The organism is Microbacterium sp. SW12, from assembly GCF_055391095.1.
Window position 1 is genome coordinate 2657009 of the sequence record NZ_AP024335.1, and the last position, 20452, is coordinate 2677460.

Genomic DNA, 20452 nt, shown 5'->3' on the forward strand with positions numbered 1-20452 from the left:
AAGAGCGACGGTTCGCTAGGAGCCGTCCGTTCCCGGCGAGCCCTCGTACAGGCCGATGACATTCCCGTCGGGGTCGCTGATGACCGCCCACCAGCTCGTGTCATCGATCGGCTGCTTCGACATCAAGACGGCGCCACCGGCATCCGTCGCCGACGCGACAGTCTCGTCGATCGAATCCACCTCGACGTAGGACCGCGGCTGCGTGAAGCCCTCACTGCGTGGGGCGAGGCCCCCACCGCTGATCTGGTTCGGCGCCTGCCACATCGGGTAGCCCTCGAAACCGGGAGCCTCTCGGATCTGCCACCCGAAGAGCCGTTCGTAGAACGCTGTCGCTGCCGCCATGTCGGCGACCGGAATGTCGATGTGCGTGATGTCACCGTGTGCCATGTCGTTCTCCTCGATGAGCGCTGAGCAGCCGGGACTCACCCGACGGTGCAAGTCTGATCGTCGCGCGGGGCACTGACAAGGGCGTTCGTCACGCCGAACCTGCAATGCACACCGTGCGACGATGAGGCAATGGATGACGCATCGGCTGCCGAACTGCGGAGGCTCCGCGCCCGGGCATACGGCCCCGACGCCGACCTGCTCGAGGACCCCGCCGCCAGCTCGCGCCTGATGGAACTTGAAGCACAGCTTCGAGCGGAGCGCGAGGCAGAGCGGCCTCCGGTGGCTACGGCGTCCAGCGCATCCGGAACGGGCCGCGAGCCAGGCCCAGCCGCCGAGGCACAATCGCCCGATGCGCCCGCCGCAGACCTCGACGCCGAAGCCGCAGACGACCCGGCGACACGCCGCCTGTGGGCACTGGTGCGCATGCTGACCTCGCGGCTGCCACCTGTCGCGACCGCCATCGTCGCCGTGTCGATCGCAGCGGCGATTGCGTTGACGGCATCCATCGTCTGGGGACTCGCGTCTCTTCCCATGATCTCGCAGACAAGCGCGAGCCGTCAGGTAGCCACTCTCGAGATCGATGACGACGTTGCGATACCCGAGGGATTCTTCGGCACGACGTCGGAGCAGGCCATCGCCTACGAGTACTACGGGCTTCTGATGGCGCAATCGTCGGCCATGAGCCCGAACGGGGAGAGCGAGTGTCTTATTGGGCTGGACGAAGACGACCTGACTGCCGATGGTCAAGGCGTGAACGGGCCGTTCTACTACGGATGCCGGGCCGGGGCCTTCCCCGCGACGATCGAAGTTCCCTTGGATGACACAGCGCCGGAGCGCTTGCGCGCGCAGTTCCCCGAGGGCGGCGCGCTGCAGTTCGTTCTGCAGGGTGACCGGATCGGCGTCTTCTGGGACGGCGGCGCGACCGCGGCCTAGCTTCCGAGACGAACGCGACAACCGTGTGCAACCCCAAGGATCCAGGCGGAGGTTGGTGGGCGCGGGCCATGCGAGCATGAAGCGATGAACGAGGATGCTGCCGCTGAACTGCACGCGCTTCGGGCGCGAGCATACGGCCCCGACGCCGACATCCTCCGCGACCCGGCAGCGTACGAGCGGTTGCGCGAGCTCGAGGAGCAGCTGCGGAGTGCGCAGCGCTCGCCGGAGCACAGCGATGCGCTCACAGATACACCGCCAGCGGCATCCGGCACCGAAGAGGCCACCCCGTCGACGGGCGTGTCCGCCTCGGCCAGCGCCGACGCCCCAGATTCCGCGGGCGCGCCAGCACCCAGCAGCGGCGAACCGGCGCTGGAATCAGCGAGCCGAGCGACCTGGTCGCCACTCACCCGCGTGCCCCCGCCTGCGCGCGCCCTCTGGCTCGTCTCTGTGCTAACGGCAGCGACGCTTGCGGCGACCGTCACGTGGGGCCTCGCATCGATTCCGGTGATCGCCGAAGGCTCGGGAGCACGGCAGATTGCGGCGCTCGTTCCGGATCCGTCGGTCACCGTTCCGCCATTCGGGGATCCGTCGGAGCAAGAACCCGGATTCGAATTCGCCGGGTTCACCTTGGCGCGCGTCTCCAACCTCACCTATGACACGGTCCAGAAATGCCTGATCGTGATCCAGACGGAGCTCGTGGATGTTGACGCTGGCAGCATCGGGGGCCCCACATACTACGGCTGTGGCGGAGGCGATTTTCCCCCGATTGTCGCCGTTCCGCTCGGGTCCGACGCGCCGGCAGAGGCTCTCGAACGCTTCGGGGAAGGATCCGCGCTCCAGTTCGTGCTGCAGGGCGATCGTGTGGGCGTCTTCGTCGACCCCGCCCCGCAGAACCCCGTCAACTAGCGCTGCGGCTGCCGAGCGTCTCAGCAAGCGCGGCGAGCGCGGGCCGCTGCGACACGGTGAGTTTCTCGGCAGCGACGGCCTGCGGCATCCAGGCGACGCGGTCGACCTCGGGGAAGCTGGCCATCCGCCCCGAGCGGGGCGGCCACTCAAGCTCGAACTCCCCGAAGACCGGGCGCGAGATATCGAGCCCGGTGTCCTCAATGGCGAAGACGCTGATCGTCTTGCGTGATGCCGCGAAAGACCCGAGCTCGACCACAGGGCCATCCGGCGGATCGATCCCGAGCTCCTCACGGAACTCGCGCCGCGCGGCCTGAAGTGGGGACTCCTCCGCCGGGTCATATTCGCCCTTGGGGATCGTCCAGGCTCCGGCATCCTTGCGCTGCCAGAACGGTCCACCCTTGTGGGCGATGAGTACCTCGAGGGCGCTCGAGCCACCCGACGCGGAGACAGCGAGGCGATACACCAGCAAGCCGGCGCTCGTTACCGGCATCAGCCGGCGCCGTCTCGGCGCCGCAGCGCCGCGCGAAGGCTCCGCACGAGCAGCAGCAGACCGCCCAGGCCGACGACACTGCCAAGGAACGGGAACAGGGGAACGTCCTCGGTCAGTTGCGGTCCGCCCGAGGAAATCGCCAGGGCGATGCCCGTGGCCAGCAGAGTCACACCGACGAGCGTGCTCGTCACCTGGCCGAGCATTCCCTCGATCCATCGCCGCTCACCCGCACCCTCGAACGAGCGAAGGCGCACCGAGAAGGTGCCCTGTTCGAGGGAGCGCGAAATGTTCTCCAGGCGCCGCGGCACGCGGCGCACCTGCTCCAGAGCGAGCACGAGCTGCGTCTGCGCCGACAGCGCTGCGGCACGCAGCGACAGCATGCTGCGGGCGAAGTGCGGTGCCCGCGTAAGCGCCTGACCGACCATGTCGTAGCCCGGATAGACACGGCGGAGGCTCCCCTCGAGCGAGCCGAGAGTCCGGAATACCAGCAGCAGAGACGGGGGCATCGCCAGTCGGTGGTGGCGGAGGGTGTCGAGCAGAAGCCGGAAGACATCCTCGCCCGCGGGGGCGTTGCGAACCCGCGTGATGATCGCTCCGACATCACGCTGCAGCGCTGCCTGATCGGCGCCCGCCGGGTCGGGTTCGCACAGCAGCAGCACGATATCGGTGGCGGCCTGATCATCGTCGGCGGCGATCGCTGTCAGCAGCGGCACGAGAAGGCGCCGCATACTGGCCTCCAGTATGCCCACGGCGCCGAAATCGATCAGGGCTACCTCTCCGTCATCGCAGAGGATCAGGTTTCCCGGATGCAGGTCGGCGTGGAAGACCCCGCGCACGGCGATCTGCTCGAACACGGCATCCAGGACCCCGTCGGCGAGCGCGCGGGCTGCGCCCGGCTCCACCACTCCCTCGGGGAGCTTGCCGAAGGGCACCCCCTCGATGCGCTCTTGCACGATCATTCGCTGGGTGCACAGATCCGGAAAGACCCGGGGAACCCGCAACGGCATCGCGTGCGTCTTCGCGATGGCGCCCCGCAGCATCTCGGCGTTGGCCACCTCGATGCGATAGTCGAGCTCCTCGGTGAGTGCGCGCGAGAACTCGGCGACAAGGGCGACGGCACCATAGTCGGCTGCCCACGCAGTGCGACGTTCGGCATCACGCGCGAGGCGCTCGAGGATGTCGAGATCGGTGGTGACTTGGGCGCGTGCGGAGGGCCGCTGGATCTTCACGACGACGCGCTCGCCCGACACCAGCGTCGCGGCGTGCACCTGGGCGACGGATGCCGCAGCCATCGGCTCCGACTCGATCTCTGCGAACACCTCGGTGATCGGCCGCCTGAGTTCGGCACGGATCGCCGCTTCGGCCTCCGGCCAGGGAATCGGGGTCGAGTCCATTTGCAGCGTCGAGAGCGCTTCGATGAGGTCTCGCGGCAGCACGTCCTCGCGCGTCGAGAGCACCTGGCCGAGTTTGACGAAGGTGACGCCGGCCTCGGCCAGGGCCGCCACCAGCGCCTGGGGCAAGGCATCCCGCGCGGCATCCGATCGGCCGCGGTACATTCCCAGGCCGTGCCGGGAGGCGATGGCAACGATCTGCGCGTATCGGCGGGCGCGATCGCGCCGACGGAACGCCTCCCGGACGATCGTCACCGGATTTCCGAGCGGGCGACTGGGCCAGAGGAACTCCAGGGTGACGAGGATGACGACGACGACGGCGAAGATCCAGCCGAGTACGAGGGCGACGAAGGCCACCACGATCGGGCTTTCGACGACGACGCGATCACCGTCGATGACGTCGGCCTGCTCGAACACCCACGCTGTCAGCGGAAGTGAGCCAAGGAACACCACGGCGGAGGTCACGAGAGCGCGAACCCATCCGATCTGGGCGTCGAGGAGTCGCCTGCTGACCCATGCGGACAGCGCAGCGAAGGCGGCAGTGAGCAGAAGGACAGCAAGCCAGATCGGCATGTCCCGATTGTGTCAGCAGCATGATCCGGGCGCACGAACTGCACCGAAACCCGGCCGCATAGCGCCACCGTCTACGCTGTCTCGCGACGCCGCCCTCTCACCAGACCCGGAAGGCCCCCATGGACGAGACCCCTGTTGCAGCCGCACCCGCCGGGCGCTTCGCCGGAGAGGAGCTTGCAGGCGGCATCCGCGTCTGGCGCGGCATCCGCTATGCCCAGGCCCCGACCGGCGACGCCCGCTGGCGCGACCCTGTTCCGGCCGAGCCGCTGGATGCCGGCGTGACGGTCGAGGTGACAAGCTTCGGGCCCGCCGCACCGCAGAAGGCGAATCCGGCCATGGACCTCGGGCCGGACCCGATCTTCGACGAGGACTGCCTCTTCCTGAACGTCTGGAGCGGGGCGGATGTTGATGCTCCGGCTCCGGTCATGGTGTGGCTGCACGGCGGGGCTTACACGTTCGGCTCCAGCAGCCAGCCGGTCTATGACGGCGAAGCCCTCGCGGGCCACGGCGTGGTCGTAGTGACGATCAACTACCGCATCGGCGCGCTCGGATTCCTCGATCTGTCGAGCAAGTCCACCCCGGAGCATCCCTTCGACGGAAACCTCGCCCTGAAGGACGTCATGCTGGCGTTGCGCTGGGTGCAGCGGAACATCGCAGCGTTCGGGGGCGACCCCGAGCGCGTGACCGTCTTCGGCGAGTCCGCGGGCGCGGGCCTCGTGACGACGCTGCTCGCCGTCCCGAGCGCTGCGGGGCTCTTCTCGCGCGCGATCGCCGAATCCTCGCCGGTCTCGAGCGTCTACGACGCGGCCCGGGCCGAGACCGTCACCGACCTGTTCTTGGCGGCGGTCGGTAATCCCGCCCCGGCAGATCTGCGAACACTGCCGGTCGACACGATCGTCGAAGCCGGGATGACGGTGTTCGCGGAAGTCCCGGCACAGCATCCGGGAACGATCGCGTTCGGTCCCGTCATCGACGGCGACCTGCTGCCCGAGGCGCCGGCGACAGTCCTTGCCGAGGGGCGTGGTCTGCCGGTACCGCTGTTGATCGGCACAAACAAGGACGAGGCATCCCTCTTCCGGATGATGAAGTCACCGCTCATGCCCATCCGCGAGGAGCAGATCGAGCAGATGCTCGCCGAACTCGGCACCGAACGCCCCGGTATCGACCTGCCGTCGATGGCGCAGGTGCTCTCAGCGTACGAGGGCGTTCGTCACCACGCGGTCGGGCTGGGAATCGCCCGTGACATCGGATTCCGGATGCCGACGCTCTGGGCCGTCGAGGGCCATTCCCGCGTCGCGCCGGTCTGGCTCTACCGCTTTGACCACGCGACGCCGATGCTGCACCTGCTGCGCATCGGCGCAACGCACGCGACCGAGCTCCCCTACGTATGGGGCACGTTCGGCCGCCGCGCGCACGACATCAGCTTCCGACTCGGCGGCCGCCATGAGGCCGAACGGATCTCGGCGAGAATGCAGCAACGATGGACGGCGTTCGCCACGGGGGAGGCCCCGAACGCCGACGGCGCCGTGGAGTGGCCGGCATTCGATGTCGATACCCGCGCAACGCTCGTGATCGAGGCCGCGGACCGTGTGGTCCCCGACCTCGATCACGAGTTGCGCACCGGCTGGGGAGACGAGGTTCTCGCCTTCCCCTGAGCCGTGGCGCCCTTATGGGCGGGACGGTGCCAGACGTCGCGCCCTCACGGGCGGGACGGTGCCAGACGTCGCGCCCTTATGGGCGGGACGGTGGCGAGGACTCTTCGGTGAGCGCCGGATCGGTCTCGGCCACCGAGCCGAGAGCGGCGTCGATCGCCGCCATCGTGTCGGCATCCAGGGTCACTCCGGACGCCTTCACGGTGTCGTCGAGCTGCTCGGGACGCGAGGCGCCGACGAGAGCCGCCGACACGTTGGGGTTCTGAAGCACCCACGCGATCGCGAGCTGCGGCAGGGTCAGACCCGCCTGCTCGGCTACCGGATGCAGCTTCTGCACTGCGCTGAGCACGTCATCCGTCATGAACCGCTTGATGAAGCCCGCGCCGCTCTTCTCGTCGGTGGCCCGCGAACCGGCGGGAGCCGGCTGACCGGGCAGGTACTTGCCGCTGAGCACGCCCTGCGCCATCGGCGACCAGACGATCTGCGAGATTCCGAGCTCCTCGGAGGTCGGAACGACCTTCCCCTCGATGACGCGCCACAGCGCCGAGTACTGGGGCTGGTTCGAAACGAGCTGGATGCCGAGATCCTTGGCCAGCGCGTGCCCGGCGCGCAGCTGCTCGGCCGTCCACTCGCTCACGCCGATGTAGAGCGCCTTGCCCTGCCGGACGATGTCGGCAAAGGCCTGCATCGTCTCTTCCAGCGGGGTTTCGTAGTCGTACCGGTGCGCCTGGTAGAGGTCGACGTAGTCGGTTCCGAGCCGCTCGAGCGAGCCGTGGATGCCGTCCATGATGTGCTTGCGCGACAGACCCGAGTCATTGGCGCCGCCCGGCCCGACGGGCCAGTAGACCTTCGTGAAGATCTCGAGCGACTCCCGACGCTGGCCCTTCAGCGCCTCGCCGAGAACCTGCTCGGCGACCGTGTTCGCGTACACGTCGGCGGTGTCCAAGCTCGTGATGCCGAGGTCCAGTGCTCGGTGAACTGTCGCGATGGCTGCGTCGTTTTCGACCTGCGAGCCGTGGGTGATCCAGTTGCCGTAGGTGATCTCTGTGACTTTGAAGCCGCTGTTGCCGAGATAGCGATAGTTGACCATTGCTCCACGCTATCGCCGCGCCGCGACAGCGGGGCCGGCCCGTGATGGAACGGCCTACCCTGAGGGCGTGGGCACCGAAGCAATCGAAACGACCATCAGCACCGGAACACTCCGCGGGAGCGTGACGGACGGCATCCGTCGCTTCCTCGGCATCCCGTACGCCGACCCTCCCTTCGGTCCGCGGCGGTTCCGGCTGCCCGCGGCACCGGATGCCTGGGTCGGGGTGCGCGATGCGACGCAGTTCGGGCCCTCGGCACCGCAAACGCCCTACCGCGGCAGGATCGGAGAACTCCTGCCGAGCCTGACCAGCGACGGGACCAACGAAGACATCCTGACCGTCAACGTCTGGGCCCCGACGGACGCGACCGACCCGGCATCCGGGCCGCTGCCTGTCGTGCTCTGGATCCACGGCGGCGCGTTCGAGCGCGGCGGGAGTTCGATCGCCGGGTACGACGGGACGAGTTTTGCCCGGGGCGGCGTCGTGTTCGTCTCGGCGAACTACCGCCTCGGGTCCGAGGGTTTCTCGGTGCTCGAGGATGCCCCGCGCAATCTCGGCCTCGAAGACGTCGCTGCGGCCCTTCGCTGGACGCACGCTGAGATCGCGGCGTTCGGTGGAGACCCCTCGCGCATCACGGTCATGGGAGAGTCTGCCGGCGGGGCGCTGGTCGCCGCGCTCCTCTCCCGACCCGACACCGCGCCCCTCATCTCGGGCGCGATCATCGAGTCAGGGCCCCTGGATGCCGTCGACCCGAAGCGGGCGGGCCGGGTCACCCGCGCGCTCGCCAAACGGCTCGGCGTGCCGGCGACGCGCGAGGCGTTTGCCGCGCTGTCGCCGGCCGAGCTGCTGGAGGCACGAACGGCCCAGGCTGCCGGCAGCTCGCCGCTGCGGGGCGCACCCGGGTTCCTGCTGGCCCGCGACCCCGAGAGCCTCCCCGAGTCCCCGCGCACGGCGCTAGCCACGGCCTCAGCCCCTATCCTCATCGGCACCAACACCGACGAGTACCGGCTCTGGTTCACCCCCGACGCGCTCGCGAAGATCTCCCCCTGGCAGGCCGCTCTGGGCCATCTCGCACTGAAAATCCCGCGGGCCGCGGTGCGGGCGTATCGCACGCAGTTCCCGGATGCCGGCACTGGCGACCGGCTCGGGCAAGCGCTCACTGACTCGATGCTGCGAGCGCCGATGACCCAGGTGGCGGATCGCCGAACGGCGCCGACCTTCGTCTACGAGTTCGCCTGGCAGAGCCCGGTCGACGGCCTCGGCGCCGGGCACGCTCTCGAACTCGGCTTCGTCTTCGACGGTGTGAGCAATCCCGACAGCATCCGAATGGCCGGGGATGCGCCGCCGCAGCGCCTCGCGGATGAAATGCACGGCGCGTGGGTGCGGATGATTCGCGACGGCGACCCGGGATGGGAGCCATTCGCCCCCGGCCGCCGCGTGCGCGTCTTCGATGTCGATTCGCGGACGCTGCCGCTCCCGCGCGCTGCGGCCGTGGACGCCTTCAGCCCGGCATCCTGACGAGAATTACGAGACTGACGCCGCCGCCTGGTCGTCTTCGGTCGCAACCAGCTGCCCGCACGCCCCGTCGATCTCTTTGCCGCGGGTGTCGCGCAGGGTCGTCGGGATGCCGGCGGCATTCAGGCGGCGCACGAACTCGTTCTGCACGTGCGGTTCGGATGCCGTCCAGATGGACCCTGGCGTCGGATTGAGCGGAATCGGGTTCACGTGCACCCAGCCGCGCCCGCGCGCGTTGAGTTTGTCCGCCAGCAGGTCGGCCCGCCACGGATGGTCGTTCATGTCTTTGATGAGGGCGTACTCGATCGATACGCGCCGCCCGGTCCGCTCGAAGTATCCGCGGGCGGCATCCAGCGCCTCGTCGACCTTCCACCGCGAGTTCACGGGGATGAGTTCGTCGCGCAGTTCGTCGTCGGGAGCGTGCAGAGACAGGGCGAAGGTGACCGGGATGTCTTCGGCGGCAAGTTTGGTGATCGCGGGCACAAGTCCCACTGTCGACACCGTGATGCCACGAGCGCTCATGCCCATGCCGTGCTTCTTGTCGGTCATCACCCGAACCGCCTGCATGACACGGGCGTAGTTGGCAAGCGGCTCCCCCATCCCCATGAAGACGATGTTCGACACCCGCTCCAGCGACTGATCGGTGCTGCGCTTGCCGCCGAGCTCACCTCGGGCGATCGCTTGATTGGCGCGCACCACCTGGTCGATGATTTCGGCAGCCGACATGTTCCGGGTGAGCCCCGCCTGGCCGGTCGCGCAGAACGGGCAGTTCATTCCGCATCCGGCCTGGCTTGATACGCACAGGGTGATCCGACCCGGGTACCGCATGAGAACCGACTCGACGAGCGCACCGTCGTGCAGTTTCCAGAGGAACTTGATCGTGTCGCCCTTGTCGGTGTCGAGCCGGCGCACCTCAGTCAGCAGCGGCGGCAGCAGCCCCGCGACAAGTTCCTCACGACCGGATGCCGGCAGATCGGTCATCTCTGCCGGATCGCTCGTCCAGCGGGTCAGGTAATGGCGCTCAAGCTGACCGGCGCGAAAGCCCGGAAGACCGAGTTCCTTGGCCTTCTCGACGCGCTGTTCGGGAGTCAGATCGGCCAGGTGCACGGGAGGCTTGCCGCGTTTGGGGCTCGCGAACTGCAAGAGTGGCCGGCCCTCGGCATCCTTCTTCTGTTGCCATCCTTCGGTGGCAGGGCGCACCTGAGGCGCGCCGGAGGACGTGGGAGGGAGCGCGCGAGCCATGACTCCAGGGTAAGCGAGCGGATGCCGCGCGACCCTGCTCGACCGGCGAAGCCCTGTCGGCGCTGCGAAGCCTAGTCGGCGCTGTCAAAGCCCTGCCCGCGCAGGCTACTGCCCAGTACCGTGAGGTCGTGCCCCACGACGATCTCGAGATCCGCCCGATCACTCCCGACGACGCCGGCGAGGTGCTGACGTTGCAGCGCGCCGCCTTCGTGCAGGAGGCGATCATCTACGGGACCCCGCACATGCCCCCGTTGACACAGACACTGGAGGAGATATCCGCCGAACTGGTCGAGAACCTCGGCTGCGTCGCGCTGCGCGGACCCCGGATCGTCGGAGCCGTCCGCGCTCGACAAGACGGCGAGCTGCTGCTCATCGGGCGGCTCGCGATCGCCCCCGATCAGCAGGGCGGGGGAATCGGCACGGCGCTGCTCGCAGCAGTCGAGCAGCGGGGGAAGGATGCCGGCGCCACGGCAGCCGAACTGTTCACCGGGTCACTGTCCGAGGCGAATCTGCGCCTGTACGAACGCGAAGGTTACGTCGAAAGCGAGCGCGTGCCGGGAGATGCCGGCATCGAGCAGGTGTTCCTGCGCAAGACACTCGACTGATCGGTTGCGGCGAGGCCCCGAACCGCGCGTCAGTCGAGGAAGATGTCGGGGAACAGCTGATCGTCCGGGGTGCCAGGAACGGCCGCGTAGCGTGAGAAGTCAGTGACACCCGCAGCCTCGAGCACGTCTTCGACGATCAGTGTCTGGCCGGTGTAGTCCCGCGAGGGTTTCGTGACCACCTCGTACGCGGCATCCGCGTAGATCTCGGGGGTGCGACTGACCTTCATCATCTGGTCGCCGCCGAGCGCGAACTGCACGGCCGCTGTCGCGATCGTGGTCCGGGGCCAGAGCGTGTTGGCCGCGATGCCATCCTTCGCGAACTCGGCGCCGATACCGAGGGTCGCCATCGTCATCCCGTACTTTGCGAGCGTGTAGCCGGTGTGCCCGCCAAGCCACCGCGGCGAGAGGTTCAGGGGCGGCGACAGCGACAGGATGTGCGGGTTCTCTGCCTCGCGCAGGATCGGGACAGCCGCTCGCGAGAGCATGAACGTGCCGCGCACATTCACGCCCTGCATCAGGTCGTACTTCTTGGCGGAAAGATCGAGCGAGCCCGACAGGTCGATCACGCTCGCGTTGTTGATCACGACGTCGATTCCCCCGAACTCGCCCTGGGTCTTCAGCACTGCCGCGGTGACATCGTCATCGTTGCGCACGTCACCCACGATGGGCAGCGCACTCCCGCCCGCCGCCTCGATCGCCTCGGCCGCGGTGTGAACGGTGCCCTCGAGCTTCGGATGCGGGGTGTCGGTCTTCGCGAGGATGGCGATGTTCGCTCCGTCGGCCGCACAGCGCAGCGCGATCGCAAGCCCGATCCCGCGGCTACCGCCGGAGAGCAGAACGGTCTTTCCGGCAAGCTTCTTCTCGGTCACGCGAGGTCCTTTCGGGTGTCGCTCTTCTGGGTACGGGATGCCGCAGCGAACGCGGCGATTCGCGTCCGAGCGTCGTGGGTGCCGAATCGTTCCCCGATCGTCTGCGCCTCGTCTTCGAGGTTCTGGGCGAACGCGCGGCCCGCGCCTGAGCGCACGAGTCGCTTCGCTTCACCGAAGGCCACAACAGCACCCGACTGCCAGAAATCAGCAACCTCCCGTGCGCGCGCAGCAACCTGATCGGCCGGAACAACCTCGTTCACCAGACCCCACTCGAGAGCTTCGGCGGCAGTGAGGCTCCGATCCTGCAGCAGCATCGTCAGTGCACGGCGCTGGCCGATTGCGGCGGGGAGCAGTGTCGAGACACCAAGGTCGGGGGTGAGCCCGATGTTGGCGTACTTGCTCACGAAGCGGGCCGCTTCAGAGGCGACGATGTAGTCGGCGCACAGCATCAGCCCGAGACCGCCGCCGGCGACAGCGCCCTGCACGGACGCCACGATCGGGGTCGACGAGCACACCAGCGTGAGGATCCCCTCGTGGATGACTCTCGCCATCGCCGTGACGGCGTCACCGGCACTCCCGTCGCCGGGGTCAGCCTCCGACATCGCCACCACGTCGCCGCCGGCGCAGAACGCCGGACCCGCGGCATCCAGCAAGATCGCCGTCACGGTGGGATCGCCGGTGAGTTCGACCGCCACATCCCGCCAGCGGCGACCCATCTCGAAGTCCACGGCGTTCAGGCGCGCGGGACGGTTCAAGGTGACGTGCGCGAGGCCGTCCTCGACCTCGACCAGGATGGAATCGCTCATCTCGGCCTCCTTCAGCAGTGAGGGTGCGGCCAGACGGCGTTCCCCTTCGAAACCTCCCGTCACTCTACTCTGGCCACCATCGCGCGCGAGCCCGCGTTTCACGATCCGTGGCACTGCGTCCCATCGGTGGTCGATGCCGGCGGCAACCACGAGACCCTTCCCGAGCGCACCGGCGGTAGGGTTGCGGCGTGAGCGGAGAACGGCGTCGCAGCTACTCCATTGGGGTAGCGCTCGACTGGTTCTTCTTCGTGTTCGCCGGGGTATCGGCGCTCTGGCTCGCCTACCTGAGCTTGACCGAATCGTTCCGCGTCGGGTGGTGGGGCGTGCTCGTCGCTATCGCGTTCTGGGCCCTGCTTGCGTACCTGGTGCTGCCACGCATCCACCGCATCCTCACGACGATCTACGTGCCGGGCTACTTCATCGGACGCACCCGAACGAGCGACGGCCTGCTCGGCGATCCGGTCAACCTTGCCTTAATGGGTGAAGAGGCTGCGCTGCACGAGGCGATGGAGCGGGCCGGCTGGACCCTCGCCGATCCGGTCACGCTGCGGTCATCCGTCCGGATCGTCACCTCAACGCTCACCCGTCGCAGCTATCACCAAGCCCCCGTCAGTCCGCTGTTCCTCTTCGGCCGGATGCAGGACTTCGCCTACCAGCAGGAGGTCGACGGCAACCCCGCGCAGCGTCACCACGTCAGGTTCTGGCGGTGCCCCGACGACTGGCCACTCCCCGGCGGCCGCCGAGTCGAATGGCTCGCGGCGGGAACCTTCGACAGCTCCGTCGGCTTGTCGCTGTTCACGCTCCAGGTCACACACCGCATCGATGCCGACACGGATGTCGAACGCGACCACATCGTCAGTTCGCTGCTTGCGGCAGACCCCGGCATCCGTGTCGAGGTGATCGAGGACTTCTCGACGAGCTACCACGCTCGTAACGGCGGCGGTGACTCGATCCGCACCGACGGAGACCTGCCGATCCTGGACCTGCGGCCGGTGGCGGTAGCCGAGGCCGCCACTACCGACGCCGCAACCGATATGACCGATGCCTCCCTCTCGGCCTCTGGCGTCCAGGAGGTCGCGACGGTAGCGGCAGTGACCGCGACGGAGGCTCCACAGAACCTACCGCGTAAACGCGTGGCTTTCGAACCGCCGACGACGCTGTTCGCCCCGCTCACCCGGGACCCCGGCATGCGCCGCCCTGCGACGATCACGACGGGGACACTCCTTCTGTTGTTGCGGGTGCTCGCCGGCATCCTGTTGATCATTGGCCTGTGGGCGGAGTGGCCCGACGTGATGGACAGCGCCGACCTGGCCGTCGGCGGCGATGTACTCACGGCGGAGGAAGAACAATTCGCGCTCTGGATCGTGATCGCCCTGATGGGCGTGAGCCTCGCGGTTCAGGTGAGCGTGCTGCTCTCGCTGTGGTGGGGACGCAACTGGGCTCGTCTGGTCGTCATGGTCTTCGCGGTCGTCTCGATATCCACGGCGTTCACGACGTGGTTCCTGCGGGAGCAGGAGATCACCCTGCGAACGTCGCTCCTGGCTGTCGGTCTCGATGTCTTGATCCTGCTGGCGCTCTCAAGCCGCAGCGCGGCTGCCTATTCCCGCCGCCGCGAACGACGCGACGCCGGGCGTGCTGACTCGATTAGCGCGGCGCCATCCGGATAGCTCCGTCGAGCCGGATCGTCTCCCCGTTGAGATAACCGTTCTCGACGATGCTCATCGCGAGCGCCGCGTACTCCTGCGGCCGCCCCAGACGCGCCGGGTACGGCACCTGCTGACCGAGCGAATCCTGCGCCGCCTGCGGCAGGGCGGCGAGCATCGGAGTCTCCATGATCCCGGGAGCGATCGTGGCGACGCGGATCGCGTGACGGGCAAGCTCCCGCGCGATCGGCAGCGTCATGGCGTGCACCCCGCCCTTGCTGGCGGCGTACCCTGGCTGGCCGATCTGGCCGTCGAAGGCAGCGACACTGGCGGTGTTGATGATCACGCCCCGGTCGCCGGACTCGGCATCCGGTTCTGTTCGGGCGATCACTGCCGCGGCATGCGCGAGCACCGTGTACGTCCCGACCAGGTTGATGCGGACGATCCGCTCGAACGCGGCGATCGACGAGGGCTCTCCATCCCGATCGAGCACCTTGGCGGGGGGCGCGATGCCTGCACAGTTCACGACGACCCGAAGCGGGCCGGATGCCGCAGCGACCGCGACCGCGTCGCGCACGGCCTCGGAATCCGTGACATCCGCCGGAGCAAAGGTGCCGCCGAGGCGTGCCGCGACGTCTGCGCCGGGCGAGCCGGGCAGGTCGATGATCGTGACCAGCGCCCCGGCAGCGGCGAGCCGCTCCGCCGTCGCCAACCCCAGACCGCTCGCTCCGCCGGTGACGAGAGCTGCAGCACCACTGACCTTCATCCGACTCTCCTTCGTGTCGCGCTCCAGGCTACCCCCGAGGTGACTGCGGTTCAGGACGGGCCGAGGATGAAGTTCCACGAGCCGGTGAGGACGGCGGCGGTGACGGCGACCGCGGCGATTGCCGCACCGAGGAGTACCAGCAACCACTCAGCCAGTCCGAACCGGGACTCGCGCGCCCACGTGCGCGGGCCGGGCGCCCCGAAGCCGCGGGCCTCCATCGCGACAGCGAGCTTGGTGCCCCGGCGGATGGAGAGCACGAGCAGCGCGAAAGCCATTCCGAGGAACCGACGGATACGGCCGCGGTCGGCCACACCGCGCGAGCGACGCGCGAGCTCGAGCGCACGCCAGTCATCGACGAAGAGTCCGACCATCCGCAGACCGGCGAGCCCGCCGAGGACGAACCGGGCCGGGAGTCGAAGCACCTGCGCGAGCCCGTCGGCAAGATCGGTCGGGTCAACGGTGGCGAACAGTACGACGGACGGCAGCGCTATCGCGAGCACACGAAGCATGGTGGCAAGCGCCAGAGTCAGCGATCCCTCGCTGATGCGCACCACGAACCACTCCGCGTAGATCTGTCCGCTCGCCTGGCCGTACAGCGCGATCGTCACACCCGTCAGTGGCGCAAGCAGCCACACGATCCACGTACGCCGCCAGAACCGACGCCAGCCGAGGCCCGCGAACGGGAAGAGGCTGAGCTCGATCGCCAGCGCGACCCCCGCCGACACCGCATCCAGGGTCAGTACGAGCGGGACAGTGAGCGCCACGATCGCAAGCAGCTTCGCGACCGGATTCAGTCGCGCCACCCGTGAGGGCGCGACAGTCTGGATGTCGATCACGACGACCCGCCGAGCACGAAACTGTCGGCGCCCAGTGCCTCGACGACGTCGAGATCGTGCGTGATCGTCACGACCGCCGACCCCTCATCGCGCACCCGGCCAAGGAGGGCGACGAGTTCGGCCCAGGTGCGCGCGTCCTGCCCGAAGGTGGGTTCGTCGAGAATGAGGACCCGGGGTCGAGTCGCGAGAGCCGCGGCGACCGTGAGCCTGCGCTTCTCGCCTCCCGAGAGCGTGTAAGGGTTGGCATCGGCGAGCCTGTCCAGCCGCAACCGGTGCAGCAGCTCATCGACGCGTGCCGCGATTTCGGACTCCACGAGACCCAGCGCTCGTGGACCGACCTCGAGCTCGCCGCGCACCGTTCGTGCGAGCAACTGATGCTCGGGATCTTGGAACACCATGCCAAGGCGGGTGAGCAGTGCTCGCGAGGGCCACTGGTGGGGATGCCCACGCTCTCCCGCGGCAAGCGCCGCGGAGGCCACAACCGAGCCCGCGGCAGGCGGGATCAGACCGGCAAGGGTCAACCCGAGGGTCGATTTGCCGGCACCGTTCGGCCCGGTGATCGCCGTCACACCCGCTTCGACGATGTCGAGCCGCGGGACCTCGGCAACCGGCCGACCCGGCACCCGAGCGACGACCAGATCGTGGGCCGACACCAGAACCGAACCCCGAGCGTGTAGGGCGCGCGGGGGCCACGCCGGGCGATGGCCGGGGACCCAGACGCCGGCCGCGGCGAGATCGGCGCCTCGGTCGCGCAGCACCGCGTCCGGCGAGCCGTCGGCGACGACGACGCCAGCCTCGAGGACCACGACCCGATCGACCAGCGACTCCCAGGCCGCTATCCGATGCTCGACGACAACGAGGGTGGCTCCCGTTTGGTCGACGACGCGGGCGACGGCATCCCGCACCTGCTCGACGCCGTCGGGGTCGAGATTGGCCGTCGGTTCGTCAAGGATGATGAGCCCCGGCCGCATCGCGACGATGGCGGCGAGCGCCAGCCGCTGCTTCTGCCCTCCCGACAGAGCGGTCGTCGAGTGATCCAGCGGCACGTCAAGTCCCACCAGGTCGAGGGCCTCGCGCACGCGCGACCAGATCTCTTCGCGGGGGACGCCGAGGTTCTCGCAACCGAACGCGACCTCATCGCCGACCCGCGCGAGCACGACTTGAGAGTCGGGGTCCTGCAAGACCAGACCGGCACTGCCCCGCGCCGCACTCGGTGGGGACCCGTCGAGGCGAACTGAGCCTTCGCTCTCGCCCTCGTCTGTGCCGAGCACTCCGGCGATCGCTCTCACAAGCGTCGACTTGCCCGACCCCGATGCTCCCAGCAGCAGCATTCTCTCGCCAGCGCTGATCCGCAGATCGATATCGCCTAGCGCCCACGCCCGTCGACTGCCGTGCCGCCAGCCCCAGCCGTCGATCCTGACAGCAACGGGACGAGGGCTGGCCGGAGAAGTCCGAGAAGACGGCGCCGTCACGTCAGACGCGCTGCCGGACTTCACGCCCGGCAGGGAAGGCATCGAGTGCGCCCGTCGCGGCAAGCGCCCGCACCAACAACCACGAGAGCAGACCCGCGATCACCGCACCCGAGATGACAGTGCTGATCAGGTAGACGATCGTGAAGGTCACGTCGGCTCCCGCGTACCAGAGGATCAGATTGTTGATGCCGCCGGCCAGCGCGGCGCCGGCTCCGGCGAGGATGGCGACCGGAAGCGTCCAGACGCGGTAAGCGAAGATCAGGAAGATGATCTCGGCGCCGAGCCCCTGCACGAAGCCGGCCTCGAGCGTCAGGAACCCGCCCCACTGATTGCCGACCAGCGCCGAGACGACGGCAGCGAGCAGCTCGGTGTAGATCGCGGCACCCGGCTTGCGGATGACGAGAGCGCCCAGGACTCCGGCGAACAGCCACGGTCCGTCAAGCAGACCCTGCAGGCCCGGCAGCAGCGGCTCGAGCAGCGCGCTCGGGCCGACGTAACCGACGTTCCAGGCCAGGAAGATCAGGCCGGATGCCACACCAATGACGCTGGCGACGACGATGTCGACGATCCGCCAACGGAACCGGCGCGTGGTCGCTGTGGGGGTGGACGACGAAACAGACATTGTTCTCCTTCCTGCGCTGGCATGACCCAGATCAGGTTCGACGGTCGAAGCGTGGATTCGCTTCCTCTCAGCCCGGCACACCGGACTCCCGTGGTTCGTGGTGCCGAGTATACGCGCCAGGTACGGATAATCTGGGCGGGATGACTGACACGGAGGCGCCGACCGCCCCCGACCCGACCGACGCCGACCAGGCTTCGAGTGCGGCCGCGGGGGGAGCGGTGGAGCGCGCCGACACTGCAGCACTGCAGTGGGCTCGCCCTGCTAGCGCACCTGCCGCGCGCCGGATGCACGACGACCCGGACCAGGGCGACCTCCTGGACGGGATGCCGCGCCGCTCGCTGCTGCGCGGAACCGTCATCGGTCCGACGCTCATCGTGCTCGCTGTCGTCGCGGCATACGCCGCGGTAACCCTGCTCTGGCCGTTGACAGCGGTGATGCCGACGGCGCAGTCCGTCGATGTGGCGCCGCTCACGGCATCCGCTGCGGCTCCTGCCTGGCCCGCCGAGGGTTCGGCTGCAGTTGCCGTCGACGGGTTCGAGTCGACGTCTCCCGAGGACACGCTGACCTCGACGACGGATGCGGCGCCGCTAGCGAGCATCACGAAGCTCGTGACCGCGCTCATGGTGCTCGACCGCCAGCCCCTCGCGCTCGGCGAAACCGGCCCAGAGTATGCGTTCACCTCGCGCGATCGCTCCACCTACTGGAACTACCGCGGGCGCGGCGAGTCGGCGCTCGACGTCCCTGTCGGCGGGTCCCTCACCGAATACCAGATGCTGCAGGGGCTACTGATCGGCTCTGCGAACAACTATGCGGCCCGCCTGGCCGACCAGTTCTGGCCGACGGACGAGGTCTTCGAGAGCGCCGCAGCCGACTGGCTGAGAACCCACGGAATCAGCGGCATCACGGTCGTGGAGCCCTCGGGTATCGACTCCGACAATGTCGGCACTCCTGCGGGCGTGATCGCGCTCGGCCGCAAGGCGCTCGAGAACCCGGTGATAGCCGAGATCGTCGCGACACCGATGGTGGACCTGCCCGGCGCTGGTGAGGTCACGAACACCAACGACCTGCTGGCGGATCCGGGCGTCGTCGGCATCAAGACGGGTTCGCTCTTCGTCAACGGCCGAGAGGTCGACGACCTGGCCACCGCGAGAGACCTCACGATCGGCGACACGACGGTCCGCACCTACGCGACGGTGCTGGCCCAGCCGAGCGACGAGTCGCGAGACAGCTCGGCCCGGGCGTTGCTTGCTCAGCTCGAGGCGGAGCTCACGACCCCGTACGTCATCCCGGCCGGCACGGTCGTCGGGACAGTGGAGACCGCGTGGGGATCGAACCCAGAGATCCGCACGACTGCGGATGCCGCGGTCATCCTCTGGAACGGCGCGGCATCGAGTTCGTCATCCACGCTCGCTGTCGACGACTGGGAAGCCGGATCACCGGCTGGCACGTTCACCCTCACCGGCCCGGTGAACTCCACCACCGTCGAAGCCGCGGTGTCTGCCGAGATCGAGCAGCCCTCGCCATGGTGGCGCTTGACGCATCCGCTGCAGCTGTTCGGTCTGATCGACTGAGGCCCCGGGCCCGGTCTCAGCGCCAGAGGGGCGTCGGCGGCGTGAACCCGTAAGCCTGATCGAGAAGGTCGGCGGGAAGCTCCTGGCCGGGGGCGGGGTTCCAGCGCGGTGAGCGGTCTTTGTCGACGAGTTGCGCGCGAATGCCCTCCACGAGATCGGGCTGCGTCGTCCCGAACCACAGCACAAGCCCGTACTCCTGGGCAAGCGTCGCCCGCAGGTCGGGGAGCTTGCGCGCGCGTCGGACCGCCTCGAGCGTCACCGCGAGCGCTGTGGGCGGAAGCGTCCCGAGGTGCGCAGCAGTCGCGCGCGCGGCATTCTCGGGCCGTCCGCGCAGTGCCTCGACGATCTCGGCGACGGTGGGTTGGGCGAACGCGACGTCGATCCACTCCCGCTCCCCGGTCAGGGTTCCGGGAGCTGGCTCTGTCGCGACGGCCTGGATCGCACTGTCGAGGTCGGCCCCATCCTCGAGCGCCGACAGCAGGCCTTCGAGCCGCACGCTCGGGACGTGGTGGTCGGCAAGGCCCACCGCTATGGCGTCGGCCGGCCCGACGGTGTTGCCGGTGAGCGCCAGGTACTCGCCGACCCGCCCGGGGGCACGGCCGAGCAGCCACGATCCGCCGACATCCGGCGTGAAGCCGATCCGCGTTTCGGGCATCGCGAGCATCGATCGCTCGGTGACGATGCGGTGCGAGGCATGGCCGGCAAGACCGATTCCACCGCCCATCGTGATCCCGTCGGCGAACGCGACGATCGGATGCCGATACTCCGCGATCCGGGCGTTGAGGGCGTACTCGGCGCGGAAGAAGGCCTCGACCTGCTCGGGATGATCGCCGATCAGCGTCTCGTACAGCCCGCGAACATCGCCCCCGGCGCAGAACCCGCGATCGCCGCCGCCGCGCAGAACGACAGCTCGGATGCTGTCGTCCCGCTCCCACCGCTCAAGAGCCGCGGCAAGCACCTCGACCATCTCGAGATCGAGGGCGTTCAGCGCCCGCGGTCGTTGCAGGGTCAGGATGCCGATCTCGCCGCGCTGCTCGATCTCAACCGTCGGTGTACTCTCCACGGTCCCACGGTAGCGAGGGACC

At 68.5% G+C, this 20452-nt stretch carries 19 protein-coding genes and 1 riboswitch; of the genes, 7 read left to right on the plus strand and 12 right to left on the minus strand.

Annotation, left to right across the window (positions count from 1 at the left end; all coding sequences use genetic code 11):
* Positions 1-15: 15 nt before the first annotated feature.
* Positions 16-387, minus strand: coding sequence for a VOC family protein (locus tag MICSW_RS13425; RefSeq protein ID WP_228178364.1), 372 nt, complete (start codon positions 385-387; stop codon positions 16-18).
* A gap of 129 nt (positions 388-516) precedes the next feature.
* Here MICSW_RS13425 and MICSW_RS13430 point away from each other — a divergent pair, with 129 nt between their 5' ends.
* Both MICSW_RS13430 and MICSW_RS13435 read left to right on the plus strand, forming a co-directional pair.
* On the plus strand, positions 517-1320 hold the full coding sequence (locus tag MICSW_RS13430; protein ID WP_292734651.1) for a hypothetical protein: 804 nt from the start codon (positions 517-519) through the stop codon (positions 1318-1320).
* Between the two features lie 84 nt (positions 1321-1404).
* Positions 1405-2226, plus strand: a complete 822-nt coding sequence (locus tag MICSW_RS13435) for a hypothetical protein (protein WP_464496274.1) — start codon at positions 1405-1407, stop codon at positions 2224-2226.
* On the opposite strand, the gene MICSW_RS13440 is transcribed toward MICSW_RS13435, so the two are convergent.
* Together MICSW_RS13440 and MICSW_RS13445 are read right to left on the minus strand one after the other, a co-directional pair.
* Positions 2219-2689, minus strand: coding sequence for an NUDIX hydrolase (locus MICSW_RS13440; RefSeq protein WP_464498404.1), 471 nt, complete (start codon positions 2687-2689; stop codon positions 2219-2221). The genes MICSW_RS13435 and MICSW_RS13440 overlap by 8 nt on opposite strands.
* A 26-nt stretch (positions 2690-2715) precedes the next feature.
* The gene (locus MICSW_RS13445; RefSeq protein ID WP_292727472.1) at positions 2716-4680 is read right to left on the minus strand and encodes an ABC1 kinase family protein; all 1965 of its coding nucleotides are present in this window, start codon (positions 4678-4680) and stop codon (positions 2716-2718) included.
* 119 nt (positions 4681-4799) lie between these two features.
* Here MICSW_RS13445 and MICSW_RS13450 point away from each other — a divergent pair, with 119 nt between their 5' ends.
* On the plus strand, positions 4800-6335 hold the full coding sequence (locus MICSW_RS13450; protein WP_341578731.1) for a carboxylesterase/lipase family protein: 1536 nt from the start codon (positions 4800-4802) through the stop codon (positions 6333-6335).
* A gap of 76 nt (positions 6336-6411) precedes the next feature.
* Here the strand turns inward: MICSW_RS13450 and MICSW_RS13455 are convergent, their stop codons facing one another.
* Entirely contained in the window at positions 6412-7422 is a 1011-nt protein-coding gene (locus MICSW_RS13455; RefSeq protein ID WP_464496275.1) for an aldo/keto reductase family protein, read from the minus strand.
* 67 nt (positions 7423-7489) lie between these two features.
* Here MICSW_RS13455 and MICSW_RS13460 point away from each other — a divergent pair, with 67 nt between their 5' ends.
* On the plus strand, positions 7490-8938 hold the full coding sequence (locus MICSW_RS13460) for a carboxylesterase/lipase family protein (protein ID WP_464496276.1): 1449 nt from the start codon (positions 7490-7492) through the stop codon (positions 8936-8938).
* Positions 8939-8944: 6 nt separating this feature from the next.
* Here MICSW_RS13460 and rlmN read toward each other — a convergent pair whose 3' ends face one another.
* Entirely contained in the window at positions 8945-10177 is a 1233-nt protein-coding gene (gene rlmN / locus MICSW_RS13465; protein WP_464496277.1) for a dual-specificity RNA methyltransferase RlmN, read from the minus strand.
* Between the two features lie 128 nt (positions 10178-10305).
* Between rlmN and MICSW_RS13470 the strand changes: the two genes are divergently transcribed.
* The gene (locus tag MICSW_RS13470; RefSeq protein ID WP_464496278.1) at positions 10306-10782 is read left to right on the plus strand and encodes a GNAT family N-acetyltransferase; all 477 of its coding nucleotides are present in this window, start codon (positions 10306-10308) and stop codon (positions 10780-10782) included.
* A 29-nt stretch (positions 10783-10811) separates the two neighbouring features.
* On the opposite strand, the gene MICSW_RS13475 is transcribed toward MICSW_RS13470, so the two are convergent.
* Both MICSW_RS13475 and MICSW_RS13480 read right to left on the minus strand, forming a co-directional pair.
* On the minus strand, positions 10812-11651 hold the full coding sequence (locus tag MICSW_RS13475; protein ID WP_292734674.1) for an SDR family oxidoreductase: 840 nt from the start codon (positions 11649-11651) through the stop codon (positions 10812-10814).
* Positions 11648-12457: an enoyl-CoA hydratase/isomerase family protein gene (locus MICSW_RS13480; protein ID WP_292734677.1), complete on the minus strand. Its 810-nt coding sequence runs from the start codon at positions 12455-12457 to the stop codon at positions 11648-11650. The genes MICSW_RS13475 and MICSW_RS13480 overlap by 4 nt, the downstream gene beginning before the upstream one ends.
* Positions 12458-12645: 188 nt before the next feature.
* Here MICSW_RS13480 and MICSW_RS13485 point away from each other — a divergent pair, with 188 nt between their 5' ends.
* Positions 12646-14124, plus strand: a complete 1479-nt coding sequence (locus MICSW_RS13485) for an LssY C-terminal domain-containing protein (protein WP_464496279.1) — start codon at positions 12646-12648, stop codon at positions 14122-14124.
* Here the strand turns inward: MICSW_RS13485 and MICSW_RS13490 are convergent.
* The 4 genes from MICSW_RS13490 to MICSW_RS13505 form a co-directional block, all read right to left on the minus strand.
* Positions 14102-14866 (minus strand): SDR family NAD(P)-dependent oxidoreductase, encoded by a 765-nt coding sequence (locus MICSW_RS13490; protein ID WP_347425253.1) that lies wholly within the window; start codon positions 14864-14866, stop codon positions 14102-14104. The genes MICSW_RS13485 and MICSW_RS13490 overlap by 23 nt on opposite strands.
* A 50-nt stretch (positions 14867-14916) precedes the next feature.
* Positions 14917-15702, minus strand: a complete 786-nt coding sequence (locus MICSW_RS13495; protein ID WP_464496280.1) for an energy-coupling factor transporter transmembrane component T family protein — start codon at positions 15700-15702, stop codon at positions 14917-14919.
* A complete protein-coding gene (locus tag MICSW_RS13500) occupies positions 15699-17216 on the minus strand; it encodes an ABC transporter ATP-binding protein (RefSeq protein ID WP_464496281.1) in 1518 nt (505 codons plus the stop codon). The genes MICSW_RS13495 and MICSW_RS13500 overlap by 4 nt, the downstream gene beginning before the upstream one ends.
* Positions 17176-17796, minus strand: coding sequence for an ECF transporter S component (locus MICSW_RS13505; protein ID WP_228178348.1), 621 nt, complete (start codon positions 17794-17796; stop codon positions 17176-17178). Before MICSW_RS13505 ends, MICSW_RS13500 begins: the two co-directional genes overlap by 41 nt.
* Positions 17788-17898: riboswitch (TPP riboswitch) on the minus strand. It overlaps the preceding gene by 9 nt.
* A gap of 38 nt (positions 17899-17936) precedes the next feature.
* On the opposite strand from MICSW_RS13505, the gene MICSW_RS13510 reads away from it, so the two are divergent.
* The gene (locus MICSW_RS13510; RefSeq protein WP_464496282.1) at positions 17937-19367 is read left to right on the plus strand and encodes a D-alanyl-D-alanine carboxypeptidase family protein; all 1431 of its coding nucleotides are present in this window, start codon (positions 17937-17939) and stop codon (positions 19365-19367) included.
* Between the two features lie 16 nt (positions 19368-19383).
* Here MICSW_RS13510 and MICSW_RS13515 read toward each other — a convergent pair whose 3' ends face one another.
* The gene (locus MICSW_RS13515; protein WP_292728454.1) at positions 19384-20430 is read right to left on the minus strand and encodes an enoyl-CoA hydratase/isomerase family protein; all 1047 of its coding nucleotides are present in this window, start codon (positions 20428-20430) and stop codon (positions 19384-19386) included.
* Positions 20431-20452 lie beyond the last annotated feature (22 nt).

Excerpts from the sequence above, each read along its gene's own strand:
- MICSW_RS13425 (WP_228178364.1), bottom strand. The coding sequence starts at position 387 with ATGGCACACGGTGACATCACGCACATCGACATTCCGGTCGCCGACATG.
- MICSW_RS13430 (WP_292734651.1), top strand. The coding sequence starts at position 517 with ATGGATGACGCATCGGCTGCCGAACTGCGGAGGCTCCGCGCCCGGGCA.
- MICSW_RS13435 (WP_464496274.1), top strand. The coding sequence starts at position 1,405 with ATGAACGAGGATGCTGCCGCTGAACTGCACGCGCTTCGGGCGCGAGCA.
- MICSW_RS13510 (WP_464496282.1), top strand. The coding sequence starts at position 17,937 with ATGACTGACACGGAGGCGCCGACCGCCCCCGACCCGACCGACGCCGAC.
- MICSW_RS13445 (WP_292727472.1), bottom strand. The coding sequence starts at position 4,680 with ATGCCGATCTGGCTTGCTGTCCTTCTGCTCACTGCCGCCTTCGCTGCG.
- MICSW_RS13505 (WP_228178348.1), bottom strand. The coding sequence starts at position 17,796 with ATGTCTGTTTCGTCGTCCACCCCCACAGCGACCACGCGCCGGTTCCGT.
- MICSW_RS13500 (WP_464496281.1), bottom strand. The coding sequence starts at position 17,216 with ATGCCTTCCCTGCCGGGCGTGAAGTCCGGCAGCGCGTCTGACGTGACG.
- MICSW_RS13480 (WP_292734677.1), bottom strand. The coding sequence starts at position 12,457 with ATGAGCGATTCCATCCTGGTCGAGGTCGAGGACGGCCTCGCGCACGTC.
- MICSW_RS13455 (WP_464496275.1), bottom strand. The coding sequence starts at position 7,422 with ATGGTCAACTATCGCTATCTCGGCAACAGCGGCTTCAAAGTCACAGAG.
- MICSW_RS13450 (WP_341578731.1), top strand. The coding sequence starts at position 4,800 with ATGGACGAGACCCCTGTTGCAGCCGCACCCGCCGGGCGCTTCGCCGGA.
- rlmN (WP_464496277.1), bottom strand. The coding sequence starts at position 10,177 with ATGGCTCGCGCGCTCCCTCCCACGTCCTCCGGCGCGCCTCAGGTGCGC.
- MICSW_RS13490 (WP_347425253.1), bottom strand. The coding sequence starts at position 14,866 with ATGAAGGTCAGTGGTGCTGCAGCTCTCGTCACCGGCGGAGCGAGCGGT.